Genomic DNA, 12,469 nt, shown 5'->3' with positions numbered 1-12,469 from the left:
GAACCACGACGTTCGTCCCGGCCGACGCCGGGGCCACCCACAGAGATCGCCACGTCGCTGCGCTCCTCGCGATGACGGTGCGCCCCGGCCCCGTCGTTGCGAGGCCCCGCCAGGGGCCGTGGCAACCTCCGGAAGCTGGCAGAGCGCCGGCACATGGATCCGGTGGTTGCGGACGGAGGTTGCTTCGTCGCAATGACGGCACCTCTACCTCGTCATTGCGAGGCCCGTAGGGGCCGTGGCAATCTCCGGGCGAAACCACCGGATCCCGCTACCTGCGCTCGGCCATTGTTTGGGAGATTGCTTCGTCGCAGCGCTCCTCGCAATGACGAGGCTCGGGTTCAAGCCACCCGCGCCATCTCTATCGTTTCTATCGTTGCTCCGCCATCCAGGGCCACTCGCGGCGCTGGCGCTCCTCATAGGCGCGGATGTCATCGGCGTACTGCAGCGTCAGCGCAATGTCATCCAGGCCGTTCAGCAGGCGGTGGCGGCGATCCTCATCGAGCGTGAAACGGAACACGGTACCGTCCGGTGCCGCTACGGTCATCTCTTCCAGGCTCACCTCGACCTGCGCGCCCGGGTTCGCCTCGACCTGATCGAACAGCGCCTGTACCTCGTCCTCGGCCAGCACCACCGGCAGCAGCCCGTTCTTGCAGCTGTTGGAGAAGAAGATATCCGCGAACGACGGCGCGATCACCGTACGAAAACCGAAGTCGGTCAGCGCCCACACCGCGTGCTCGCGCGAGGAGCCACAGCCGAAGTTCTTGCGCGCCAGCAGGATGCTTGCCTGGTCGAACGGCGCCTGGTTGAGCACAAAGTCCGGGTTGATGCGGCGCTGCGAGCTGTCCATACCGGGCTCGCCCGGGTCCAGGTAGCGCCAGTCGTCAAAGGCGTTGGGCCCGAAGCCCGTACGCTTGACCGACTTCAGGTACTGCTTCGGGATGATCGCGTCGGTGTCCACATTGGAGCGATCCAGCGGCGCGACAATCCCACGGTGTACGGTAAAGGCCTGCATCGCTTACGCCTCCTTCAGTGCCGACGGTTCGACAAAGTGTCCGGCCACGGCGGCCGCGGCGGCCAGCGCCGGGCTGACCAGATGGGTACGCCCGCCCTGCCCCTGACGGCCCTCGAAGTTGCGGTTCGAGGTCGAGGCGCAGCGCTCGCCCGGCTCCAGCCGGTCCGCGTTCATCGCCAGGCACATGGAACAACCCGGCTCGCGCCACTCGAAGCCGGCGTCCAGAAAGATCCGGTCCAGCCCTTCCTGCTCCGCCTGCTGCTTCACCAGCCCGGAGCCCGGCACCACCATCGCCAGCTTGATGTTGTCGGCTTTCTTGCGGCCCTTGACCACCTCGGCAGCCGCGCGCAGGTCCTCGATCCGCGAGTTCGTGCAGGAGCCGATGAAGACCTTGTCCGGACGAATCTCGGTCATCGGCGTGTTCGGCTGCAGGTCCATGTACTCCAGCGCGCGCTTCATACCCTCGGCGCGCACCGGATCGGACTCGGCCGCCGGGTCCGGCACGCGGCCGTCGATCGGCGCGACCATCTCCGGCGAGGTGCCCCAGCTCACCTGCGGGGCGATCTCGGCGGCATCCATCTCCACCACCGCGTCAAACTCGGCGTCGGGGTCGGAGACCAGCGTGCGCCAGTATTCTGCGGCCTGTTCGAACAACTCGCCGCTCGGCGCCTGCGGCTTGCCGCGCACGTACTCGATGGTCTTCTCGTCCACCGCGACCATGCCCGCGCGGGCCCCGGCCTCGATGGACATGTTGCAGATGCTCATGCGGCCCTCGACCGACAGGCTGCGGATCGCCGAGCCGGCGAACTCGATCGCATAGCCGGTGCCGCCGGCGGTGCCGATACGACCGATGATCGCCAGCACCACATCCTTGGCGGTCACGCCCGGGCGCAGCTCGCCCTCCACGCGGATCTGCATGGCCTTGGTCTTCTTCTGCCACAGGCACTGCGTGGCCAGCACGTGCTCGACCTCGGAGGTGCCGATGCCGAAGGCCAGCGCGCCCAGCGCGCCGTGGGTGGAGGTATGCGAGTCGCCGCAGACGACCGTCATCCCCGGCAGGGTCGCCCCCTGTTCGGGACCGATCACATGCACGATGCCCTGGCGCACATCGGCCATCGGGAAGAACTTCAGCCCCAGGCTCGTGACGTTGGTCTCCAGCGTCTCCACCTGGGTGCGCGAGACCGGATCCTCGATCCCACGGTCGCGATTGGCGGTGGGCACGTTGTGGTCCGGCACCGCCAGCACGGAATCCCCGCGCCAGGGCTTGCGCCCCGCCAGACGCAGGCCCTCGAAGGCCTGCGGGCTGGTCACCTCGTGCACCAGGTGGCGGTCGATGTAGAGCAGCGTCGAGCCATCCGGCTCCTCGCGCACCACATGCGCCTCCCACAGCTTGTCGTACAGTGTCTTGCCTGCCATTACCTGCTCCCGCGGCCACTCCGCGATATTCCAGCCATGTTTTCGATACGCCACCGCGGGCGCTAAAGCCCCTGTAGGAGGCCAGCCCTCTGGCCGATTGGCCCCGACGTCGAATCGGCCAGAGGGCTGGCCTCCTACAGACGAGCGGTACCACCGCATTGCCAGTCTGCGGCCGCCCTTATATTCTTTCAAATCCGATTTATTATCTTTACCATTCCCTCTGGTTATGGGTTGACGATTCGGCACCGCATCAGTCAGCCGGTCATTATCCCACGGAGGCGGCGGATGCGCCCGGAACAGCTAAGCATCGAGTCCCTGCAGGCCTTCGTGGCGGTGGTCGACACCGGTGCCTTCTCCGCCGCAGCCGAGCGGCTGCACCTGACCCAGCCGGCGATCAGCAAGCGCATACAGTCGCTGGAGGCGACGTTGCAACGCCCCCTGTTCGAGCGCCAGGGACGCCGCGTGAGGCCCACCGAGGTCGCCGCGCGCCTGCTGCCCGAGGCCCGCGAGATCCTGGCCCGCCTGCACGCGATCGAGCAGCAGGTGGCCGACCTCGACCAGGTCGTTCGTGGCCGCATCCGCCTGGCCACCTCGCACCACATCGCCCTGCACCGGCTGCCCACGCCGCTGGCCGCTCTGCGCACCCGCTACCCCGAGCTGGAGCTGGAACTCGCGTTCATGGATTCCGAGGCCGGCATCGAGGCGGTGATACACGGTGACGCCGATCTGGCCCTGGCCACCCTGCCCGACGACCTGCCGAAGGGCTCGGAGGCTAAACCCGTCTGGACCGACGACCTGGTCCCGATGATCGCCCGCGGCCGTGCCCAGGATGCCCCGCAGGACACTCTACAGCGCCTTCATGACTGGCCGGCGATCCTGCCGCCGGTGGGCTCCACCACCCGCCGCCAGATCGACCACGCGCTGGCCGCACAGGGCCAGCACCCCGCCGCGGCTCAGGAGAGCCCGTACCTGGAGGTCATCCGCATGATGATCGCCGCCGGCCTCGGGATCGGCTTCCTCCCCCGCACCATGGCCACCGATGACTTGGCCATCCTCGAATGGCCCGCCCCACCCATCACCCGCCAGCTCGGCTGGGTGCGCCACGCGGACCGCTACCGCTCGCGAACCCTAGCGGCGGTGATCGAGGAATTACAGTAATTTGATGACTGCCGTCGAACCACCGTCTCAGGCGCGTGCGGCCTCGCGGGGGAGCAGGGAGGAGATCATCCAGGTGGCGAAGATGAACAGGGTGGAGGCGATCAGCGCGCCCTCCAGGCCCCAGACCATGAAGATGGCGCCGGAGGCGACGGTGCCAACCAGACGCCCACCGGCGTTGGCCATGTAGTAGAAGCCGACCTTCATCGCGACCCGGTCGGCCTCCGCATAGTCGAGGATCAGGAACGAGTGCACGGCGGAGTTGATCGCAAACACCACGCCGAACACGCCCAGCCCGACCATCAGTACCCAGGCCGGGTCCAGCCCCGTCTCCAGGCCGATTACGATGCCGATGGGCAGCAGCATCAGGATGAAGGCCCACAACCGCGCGGTCAGCCCGGTTGGATGCAGCCCGCCCCGACCCAGCAGACGCGGCACCGACGCCTGCACGATCCCGTAACCGATCACCCACAGCGCCAGAAACGCCCCCACCTGCATGTGGTTCCAATCCAGCGTCGCGCTGAGGAATACCGGCAAGGCGACCACGAACCAGACATCGCGCGCGCCAAACAGGAAGAATCGCGCGGCCGAGAGCACATTGATCGCGGCAGAATTGGAGAACATCTGGGTGAATTTCGGCTTGCCCCCGACCTTCCCCAGCCCGCGCGGCAGGCCGACGATGGAGAACAGCATCACCACCGCCAGCATCCCGGCCAGGATCACCAGCGCCATCTGGAACCCGACCGAGTACAGCAGCGCGCCGCCAACGAAGAAGCCCACCCCCTTCAGCGCGTTCTTCGAGCCGGTGAGCACCGCGACCCAGCGAAACAGCCGCCCCTCTCCGTCGCCTGCGACCAGCTTCACCCCGGACTTCGCACTCATCTTGTTCAGGTCCTTGGCGATGCCCGACAGCGCCTGCGCGAACATCACGTAGGCCACGCCCAGCCAGGCCTCGGGCACCGTGAGCATCAGCAGTGCGGCGACCTGCAGCAGGGTCCCGGTGATCATCGTCGTGTTCACCCCCAGCCGCGCGGCCAGCCAGCCGCCGGTCAGGTTAGTGATCACCCCGAACAGCTCGTAGAACAGGAACAGGAACGCGATCTCCAGCGGGCTGTAGCCCAGCTGGTGGAAGAACAGCACGACCAGCATGCGGATCGCGCCGTCGGTGACGGTAAACGCCCAGTAGTTCGCGGTGATGCGCGCGTAGGCGCCCAGCCCCAGGGTGGGCGGTGCGTTCGGCGTTTCGGCCGGGCTGCCCATTCGTCCTACACGCCCTGCTCGGCCACGCGCGCGACCAGTTCGACCAGCCGGTTGGCATAGCCCCATTCGTTGTCGTACCAGGCCAGCACCTTCACCTGCGTCCCATCCACCACCATCGTCGACTGTGCATCGACAATGGACGAGCGCGGGTCGGTGCGGAAGTCGCTGGAGACCAGCGGGCGTTCCTCAAAGCCCAGGATGCCGGCGAGTTCGCCCTCGGCCGCCGAGCGCAGCAGTTCGTTCACCTCCTCCGCGGAGGTCTCGCGCGCCGCCTCGAAGGTGAAGTCCGTCAGCGAGGCATTCATCAGCGGCACGCGCACGGCATGGCCATTCAGCCGTCCGTTCAGTTCCGGGAAGATGTCACCAATCGCCTTCGCCGAGCCGGTGGTGGTCGGGATCAGGTTCAACCCGGCCGCACGGGCCCGGCGCAGATTGTCGCGCGGCAGATCCACGGCCGACTGCGTGGCGGTCATGTCATGCACCGTCAGGATCGACCCGTGGCGGATCTCCAGGGCCGGGTGCAGCACCTTGACCAGGGGCGCCAGACAGTTGGTGGTGCAGGAGGCAGCGGTGACGACGCGGTGCCGGGCCGGATCGTAGGCCGAATCGTTGACGCCCATCACTACGTTCAGCGCAAGCTCGTCCTTCACCGGCGCCGCGACGACCACACGCCGGGCCCCGCGATCGAAGTGCGGCTGCAGGGTCTGCATGGTGCGAAAGGCGCCGCTGGCATCGATCACGATATCTACACCGGACTCGGCCCAGGGCACCTGCCCCGGTTCGCCCAGCTGCGTGTGGCGCAGGCTGCGGCCGTCGATCTGCAGCGCATCCGGCTCGGCCCGGATGCCGCGATCCCAGCGCCCGTGCACCGAATCGAACTCCAGCAGGTGCCCGGTGACCGTGCCGTCCGCCGCGACCTCGTTCAGGTGCACGATCTCGAGGTCATCGCGATCCCAAGCCGCACGCAGCGCCAGGCGGCCGATCCGCCCCATCCCGTTGATGCCGACCCGTACGGCCATGACGCCCTCCCGCGAAAAATCGCGTCAGGATACCTCCCGATCATGACAACCGCATTACAGGCTGAGCAGTGCCCCTAGTTGAGAGCGACGATAGCCGCGTTCAGGTAGATCGCAAAACCTACCCACAGCAGGTACGGCACCAGCAGCGCGCTCGCGATTCGGTCGTGGCGCCAGAAGACGATCAGGGTCGCGAGGATCAGGGGCCAGAGGATCAGGATCTCGACCAGTGCCAGATCGGGCCGTTGCATGCCGAAGAACAGCACGGACCAGCCCAGGTTCAACACCAGCTGGGCGAGGAACAGCCCCATCGCGAGCGGTGCACCCGCGAAGCCGGTGCGACGCCATACCCGCCAGGCGGCCACGGCCATCAGCGCAAACAGGACGGTCCAGACCGGGCCGAATAGGGCATCGGGTGGATTCAGCTCGGGTCGCTCCAGCGTCTGGTACCAGTCCTGCACCGACAGGCTGGTGGCATACCCGCCCGCGGAGGCCACCAGGAACACCAGGGCCACCCAGCCCACCAGTCCGACCCCATCCCTTGTATTGGTCATCGACCCTCCTCTCTCGCGCGTCCCGTACCCTTGCTTGTAGACGCCGGCCCAGCGTATTTGAACCGAAATCAGCAAAATGAACGAGGTTCATGCGCGATTCAGCGGCTTGCGGCACACTCGCAGCATAACGTGATCCCGTTCACCCATTTCGAGCCGCGTGCATGCCCAAGCTGTCCACCGTGATCACCCTGGTCCTGTTCCTCCTGGCGGGCGGTGTGCTCGCCTGGCTCTTTTGGGGCCCGGATGACGAACAGGCCTCTTCCTCGCGCGCGGGTGGCGGCGAGACACGGCCCGTGGCCGTCGCGGTGGCCACCGTGCAACAACAGGATCTGGTGGAGCGCCGCCGATTCACCGGCAGCATCGAGGGCGCCGACCGTATCGTGATTACGCCGCGCGTCGGGGGCCGTGTGGCCGAAGTCTTCGTCAACCTGGGCGACCGAGTCGAACCGGGCGACCCCCTGCTGCAACTGGATACCGAGGAATTCGAGCAGGACGTCACGCAGGCCGAGGCCGAGCTGGAAGTGGCCGAAGCCAGCCTGGCGGAGGCCGTCGCCAGCCGTAACGCCGCCCAGCGCGACCTGCAGCGCACCCGCGAATTGCGCGACCAGGGGATCGCCTCGCGCTCGGAGCTGGAGGCCGCCGAAACCGAACTCGCCCTGGCACAGACCCGCGTGGCCCTTGCCGAGTCCCAGATTCGACAACGCCGCTCTGCCCTGCGCACCCGCGAAATCCAGCTAGGCTACACGCGTATCGACGCCGACCCGGGCAGCACCACCCGCTGGGTGGCCGAACGCCTGGTTGACCCCGGCTCGGTGATCAGCGCCAACGAACCCGCGCTGGCACTCGTCACACTGCAGCCGGTCCGCGCGATTCTGGCAGTCACCGAAGCGGACTATTCGCGGATCTCGCGCGGCCAGGAAGCGACCGTGCGCACCTCCTCGTACCCCGACGCGCTATTCGAAGGCACCATCACACGGATCTCCCCCGAGTTTCGCCCGGGTTCGCGCCAGGCACGAATCGAGGTCGAAGTACCGAACGACGATGAACGCCTGCGGCCCGGGATGTTTGTCGAAACCGCGATCACTCTCGGCCAGCGCTCGGACACGCTGGCGATACCGCGGGACGCCATCATCCAGCGCGAGGCGGGTCCCACCCTGTTCAGCGTAGACCGTAGCGGCGAACGGCCAGAGGCGCGCCGCCACATGGCCGTTACCGGCGTGCGTGACGGCAACTGGATCGAGCTGTTGGAACCCGAGTTGCCCGAGGGCACCGAGGTGGTGGTGCTGGGGCAACACCTGCTCGCCGATGGCACCCCGCTGCGCCTGACCGACCCGCGCAGTGTGCCCGGCGCGGACTTCGCCCCGGACCTGTCGGAGACCGAAGAGCCGTGAATCCGGCTCGACTTACCGTCCACCGCCCCGTGCTGACCAGCATGGTGGCCCTGATCGTGGTGATCCTGGGCCTGACCGCGCTGACCCGCCTCCCGGTCGACCTACTGCCCGACATCACCTATCCGGTGGTCACGGTGATGACCTCCTACCCCAACGCCGGGGCCGAGGAGGTCGAGCAACTGGTGACCCGCCCGGTGGAACAGGCAGCGGCCGCAATCACCGGGGCCCAGGAGATCCGGTCCACTTCGGCCGAAGGCAACAGCAATGTGCGCGTCAACTTTGCCTGGGGCACGGATATCCGCCAAGCCGTTGATGACCTGCGCGATCGTCTGGCGCGTATTGAAGGTCAGCTGCCGGATGGGGCGGATCGCCCCCTGGTGCGCCAGTTCGACACCCAGGACTCGCCCATCATGCGCCTGGGCGTCGGCTCGCAGCTCGATGCCATCCACCTGCGCACCCTGATTGACAACCGCATTGCGCCACGCCTGGAGCGCATCCCCGGCGTGGCTGCGGTGGATACGTTTGGCGGGCTCGAACGCGAGGTCCGCGTGGAGGTCGATCCAGACCGGATACAGGCGATCGACCTGGGGCTGGACGACCTGCGCAACCGCATCCGCGATGCCAACGTGATCACTCCGGGTGGCCCGATCATGGACGGTCGCCGCGAATACCGGCTGCGTACACCGGCCGAGTTCCGCTCGGTGGGCGAGATACGCGATACCGTGGTCCAGCGCAGCGAGGATGGGGTCACCTATCTGCATCAGGTCGCCGAGGTCCGCGATACCCACCAGCGCGTCACCCGCCGTTTCAGGGTCAACCAGGAAGAAGGCGTCCAGCTGGCCGTGCGCAAACTGGCGGACGCCAATACGGTCGAGGTCTCCGAGGCGGTCCACGCCGAACTGGTCCGTCTCAACCGCGACTTCCCGCAGATCGACATCCGCGCCGTCACGGACGAGGCGGGATTCATCCGCAGCTCCATTACCAATGTCGGGCAGTCCATCCTCTACGGGAGCGCGCTGGCCGTCCTGGTGCTGCTCGTCTTCCTGCGCAATATCCGTTACACGCTGGTGGCGGCCACCGCGATTCCTCTGGCGGTCATCTCAACCTTCGGGCTGGTCTACTTTGGTGGACACTCGCTCAACCTGATGACCATGGGCGGGATCGCATTGGGTGTGGGCCTGATGGTCGACAACGCGATCGTGGTGATCGAGAGCATCGCCCGAAGGCGAGAGGAACACGCGGAGCAAAGCGCGGTCGAGGCGGCTGTCAGTGGTACCGGGCGCGTGGCGCCCGCGATCATCGCCAGTACGCTGACCACCGTCGCCATCTTTCTGCCGTTGTTCTTCGCCCAGGAACTGGCCGGGCAGCTGTTCAAACCACTTGCCGCCGTAGTCGCCTTCGCGCTGGCCGCCTCGCTGATCGTGGCCCTCACCGTGGTGCCGATGCTGATGGCGCGTGCCCCGATGCCGAAGCGCGACACCAGCGCCCTCGCCCGCATGGAACAGCGCTATCAGGGGCTGCTGCGCGGCACCCTGGCGCATCCCTGGATGGTGATCGGGATCAGTGCCTTGATGATGGTCATCGCACTGGCCGGGCTGCGCGGCGTCGGCACCGAGTTTCTGCCAGCCACCGACGAAGGCGAACTGCGCGTGCATGTCTCCATGGAACCGGGGACACCACTCGACGAGCTGTATTCCACCATGGCCAGCCTGGAAGAGGTGATTCGCGACGAGGTGCCGGAGCTGCAGAACCTGGTGTCCAGCTCTGGCGCCTCTGCCTTCCGAGCGTCGTCGCCCGCGTCCGGCAACATGCGCGTAATGGTCGGTTCGCGCGACAGTCGCAGCCGTTCTTCCGAGGAGATTGCCGCTGCCCTGCGCGAGGCCCTGGGCACCCCGCCGGAAACGGAGATCCGTGTCCGCGCATCCAGTGGCATCTTCTTCCGCGGATTCGGGCGTGGCGATGACGAGGAACGCCTGTCGGTCGAGGTACGCGGCTTCGAGCTGTCGACCATGAATGCGGTGCTCGAACGGTTCGAGGAGGCGCTGGCCGATGTCCCCGGTATTACGGATACGCGGGTGGGGACCGATGGCGGCCAGCCCGAATTCGCCACCCGTATCCATCGTGACCGCGCCGCCGACCTCGGCGTGGATGTGCGTACTATTGCCCAGACGCTGGAGACCGCGCTGGGCGGCTCCAGCGCCGGGCAGTTGCGCGCGGGAGGCGACGAGACTCGCATCTGGGTGCAGCTGCGCGACGCGGACCAGAGCTCGCTGGACGACCTGCTCAACCTGACCGTGCGCAGCGAGGACGGCGAACGCGTCGCCTTGCGCAGCCTGATTTCCTTCGACACCGAGATCGGGCCCGACAGCATCGAACGACGTGAACAGGCCCGCGTACGGACGCTGTTCATCAATCTGGGCGACCGCTCGCTGGGTGAAGTCGCGGCCTCGGTCCGCGAGGCCCTGGCCGACATCCCGCTGCCCGAGGAGATCGACTACTCCGTCACGGGCGACATCGAAGAACAGGAAGCCGCCTTCTCGGAGCTGCTGCTGGGTACGATGCTGGCTACCTTGCTGGTGTACATGGTCATGGCCAGCCTGTACGAATCCCTGCGCGATCCCCTGATCGTGATGTTCTCGATCCCGCTCGCGATCATCGGGGTCACCGGGGCGCTGATCGTCACCGACACCACGCTCAACGTGCAGTCGTTGATCGGGGTCCTGCTGCTGGTCGGGATTGTGGTGAACAATGCGATTCTGCTGGTGGACCGCATGGCCCGGCGACACCGCGACGACGGCATGGACCTGCACGAGGCCGTCGTGGCCGCCGCCGGCGAGCGTCTGCGGCCCATCCTGATGACCACGCTGACCACGATACTGGCCCTCTCGCCTCTGGCCATCGGCATGGGCGACGGTGGCGAGGCCCAGGCGCCAATGGCGCGGGTAGTGATCGGCGGGCTGCTGTCGTCTACCCTGATCACCCTGGTGCTGATCCCGACGCTGTATCTGCTGTTCCACCGTCGCGGCGAGCACCCGCAGCCCGTCTACCGAGCCGGAACCGAAGATGCCTAGCCTGTACCGAGTCGCCCTGCCACTGCTCGCTTCGCTCGCCCTGGCCATTCCCGCCACGGCAGAGGATGACGAGCCGACCGGCAACGGGTTGCGCCTTTCACTGCCGGCCGAGCAGCTGATGGCAATCGATCCGTTCGCCCGCGAACCGGTCGGTGAGGAGACGCTCTCGCTGGAAGAAGCCGTCGCGCGGGCGCTGGAAGGCAACCGCGGCCTGCGCGCCGAACGCCTGCAGACCGCGATCGCGGGCACCTTCGAGGCACAGGAGCGCGCCGTATTCGACCCCGAGCTGTTCGCCGAGGTCGAGCTCAGTCGTGACCAGAGCGTGCGCCTCCTGGAGGAGGCCGAAGAAGATACCGACGAGGTCACATCGACCCAACGCTTCGGCGAGGCGGGCATTCGTCAGTCGCTCCCGACGGGTACCGACCTGAGCCTGTCCGTGCGCAGCCAGCGCGCCAGCAGTTCGCGCGTCGACCTGACCCAGTTCTCCTCGCGCGCCGGCCTGACGCTGACCCAGGCCCTTCTGCGCGGGGGCCGGATCGAGTCCAATCTCGTGCGCCTGCAGCAGGCCGGGCTGGACGTCGAGGCCACGGAGTACGAGGTGCGCGCCTTCGTCGAGCAGCTGATCACCGACGTCGAGACGGCCTACTGGGACCTGGTCCTCGCCGGCGAGCAGATCGAGATCTTCGAGGAGGCCCTGGCGGTCGCCAGCCAGCAGCTGGACGAGACGCAACGCCGCATCGATGCCGGTGATCGGCCGGAGACCGAGGCCGTATCCGCACGCGCCGAGGTCGCCCTGCGTCGCCAGGGGCTGATCGATGCCCGCAGCGAACGTGCCCGCGCCCAGGACACCCTGGCCCGCCTGCTCCAGGGCGACGGGGGCCTGTGGGATACGCGGCTCCTGACCAGCTCCGAACCGGCGCTGGATCGCTACGAAATCGAGCCGCTCGATACCTACGTCGCACTGGCACGCGATCACCGCGCGGATTTGAACGAAACCCGCCTGCGGGTCCAGCGCGACGAGCTGGAGGTCATCCGCACCCGCAACGGACTGCTCCCCCGGCTGGACTTCTTCGTCACACTGGGGCAATCGGGCTATGCGGACAGCTTCGGGCGTACCTTCCGCGACACCCAGGGCGACGGCTACGACCTCGCCGCAGGGCTGCGCTTCGAGATGCCGATCGGCAACCGTGCGGCGGAAGCCGAACACACCCGCGCCCGCCTTACCCGGCAGCAGATCGCCGAGACCCTGGCCAATCTGGAACAGCTGGCGATCGAAGACGTGCGCTCGGTCTGGTTCGACGCCGCCCGCGTGCGCGAGCAGATCCGCGCGCAGGAAGAGACCATCGAGTTGCAGGAGGAACTCCTGCGAGTCGAACAGACCCGATTCCGGGTCGGAGCCGGCACAGCACTGGCCGTGGCGCAGGCCCAGCGCGACCTGCTCGAGAGCCGCCTGCGCCTGACCGAGACCGTGGTGAGCTTTCGCCAGTTAACCACCGAACTCCTGAACGCGAGCGGCACGCTGCTGCTGCACCGCGGCATCGACGCGCCAGGCTCCGAACGCGTGGACCTGCGCATGTGATTCCGGGTTAGCGCT

General features: G+C 67.3%; 9 protein-coding genes. 4 read left to right on the top strand and 5 right to left on the bottom strand.

What is annotated here, in order from left to right; all coding sequences use genetic code 11:
* Positions 1–367: 367 nt before the first annotated feature.
* Both leuD and leuC read right to left on the bottom strand, forming a co-directional pair.
* On the bottom strand, positions 368–1,012 hold the full coding sequence (gene leuD / locus G015_RS0110280) for a 3-isopropylmalate dehydratase small subunit (protein WP_020146658.1): 645 nt from the start codon (positions 1,010–1,012) through the stop codon (positions 368–370).
* 3 nt (positions 1,013–1,015) lie between these two features.
* Entirely contained in the window at positions 1,016–2,428 is a 1,413-nt protein-coding gene (gene leuC / locus G015_RS0110275; protein WP_018174228.1) for a 3-isopropylmalate dehydratase large subunit, read from the bottom strand.
* A gap of 285 nt (positions 2,429–2,713) precedes the next feature.
* Between leuC and G015_RS0110270 the strand changes: the two genes are divergently transcribed.
* A complete protein-coding gene (locus tag G015_RS0110270) occupies positions 2,714–3,586 on the top strand; it encodes a LysR family transcriptional regulator (RefSeq protein ID WP_019592555.1) in 873 nt (290 codons plus the stop codon).
* Between the two features lie 27 nt (positions 3,587–3,613).
* On the opposite strand, the gene arsJ is transcribed toward G015_RS0110270, so the two are convergent.
* The 3 genes from arsJ to G015_RS0110255 all read right to left on the bottom strand — a co-directional run bounded on the left by arsJ (position 3,614) and on the right by G015_RS0110255 (position 6,413).
* Complete coding sequence (gene arsJ / locus G015_RS0110265; RefSeq protein WP_019592556.1) at positions 3,614–4,843, bottom strand: organoarsenical effux MFS transporter ArsJ; 1,230 nt, start codon at positions 4,841–4,843, stop codon at positions 3,614–3,616.
* Positions 4,844–4,848: 5 nt separating this feature from the next.
* Positions 4,849–5,862 (bottom strand): ArsJ-associated glyceraldehyde-3-phosphate dehydrogenase, encoded by a 1,014-nt coding sequence (locus G015_RS0110260; protein ID WP_018139338.1) that lies wholly within the window; start codon positions 5,860–5,862, stop codon positions 4,849–4,851.
* Between the two features lie 74 nt (positions 5,863–5,936).
* A complete protein-coding gene (locus G015_RS0110255) occupies positions 5,937–6,413 on the bottom strand; it encodes a TspO/MBR family protein (RefSeq protein WP_019592558.1) in 477 nt (158 codons plus the stop codon).
* Positions 6,414–6,574: 161 nt separating this feature from the next.
* On the opposite strand from G015_RS0110255, the gene G015_RS0110250 reads away from it, so the two are divergent.
* Genes G015_RS0110250 through G015_RS0110240 form a run of 3 tightly spaced genes read left to right on the top strand, consistent with a single transcriptional unit; the run spans position 6,575 to position 12,454 of the window.
* Positions 6,575–7,804, top strand: coding sequence for an efflux RND transporter periplasmic adaptor subunit (locus G015_RS0110250; protein WP_020146657.1), 1,230 nt, complete (start codon positions 6,575–6,577; stop codon positions 7,802–7,804).
* Positions 7,801–10,875 (top strand): efflux RND transporter permease subunit, encoded by a 3,075-nt coding sequence (locus G015_RS0110245; protein WP_020146656.1) that lies wholly within the window; start codon positions 7,801–7,803, stop codon positions 10,873–10,875. The genes G015_RS0110250 and G015_RS0110245 overlap by 4 nt, the downstream gene beginning before the upstream one ends.
* The gene (locus G015_RS0110240) at positions 10,868–12,454 is read left to right on the top strand and encodes a TolC family protein (RefSeq protein ID WP_020146655.1); all 1,587 of its coding nucleotides are present in this window, start codon (positions 10,868–10,870) and stop codon (positions 12,452–12,454) included. Before G015_RS0110245 ends, G015_RS0110240 begins: the two co-directional genes overlap by 8 nt.
* Positions 12,455–12,469 lie beyond the last annotated feature (15 nt).

This window comes from Thioalkalivibrio sp. ALJ15 (genome assembly GCF_000383695.1).
GTDB lineage: Bacteria > Pseudomonadota > Gammaproteobacteria > Ectothiorhodospirales > Ectothiorhodospiraceae > Thioalkalivibrio.
The sequence above is the reverse complement of the archived record's forward strand: the minus strand, read 5'-3'. Positions and strand labels throughout refer to the sequence as shown.

Bases quoted from the DNA above. Each gene is read 5' to 3' on its own strand.
- G015_RS0110270 (WP_019592555.1), top strand. From the start codon at position 2,714: ATGCGCCCGGAACAGCTAAGCATCGAGTCCCTGCAGGCCTTCGTGGCG.
- leuD (WP_020146658.1), bottom strand. From the start codon at position 1,012: ATGCAGGCCTTTACCGTACACCGTGGGATTGTCGCGCCGCTGGATCGC.
- G015_RS0110255 (WP_019592558.1), bottom strand. From the start codon at position 6,413: ATGACCAATACAAGGGATGGGGTCGGACTGGTGGGCTGGGTGGCCCTG.
- G015_RS0110260 (WP_018139338.1), bottom strand. From the start codon at position 5,862: ATGGCCGTACGGGTCGGCATCAACGGGATGGGGCGGATCGGCCGCCTG.
- arsJ (WP_019592556.1), bottom strand. From the start codon at position 4,843: ATGGGCAGCCCGGCCGAAACGCCGAACGCACCGCCCACCCTGGGGCTG.
- leuC (WP_018174228.1), bottom strand. From the start codon at position 2,428: ATGGCAGGCAAGACACTGTACGACAAGCTGTGGGAGGCGCATGTGGTG.
- G015_RS0110250 (WP_020146657.1), top strand. From the start codon at position 6,575: ATGCCCAAGCTGTCCACCGTGATCACCCTGGTCCTGTTCCTCCTGGCG.
- G015_RS0110240 (WP_020146655.1), top strand. From the start codon at position 10,868: ATGCCTAGCCTGTACCGAGTCGCCCTGCCACTGCTCGCTTCGCTCGCC.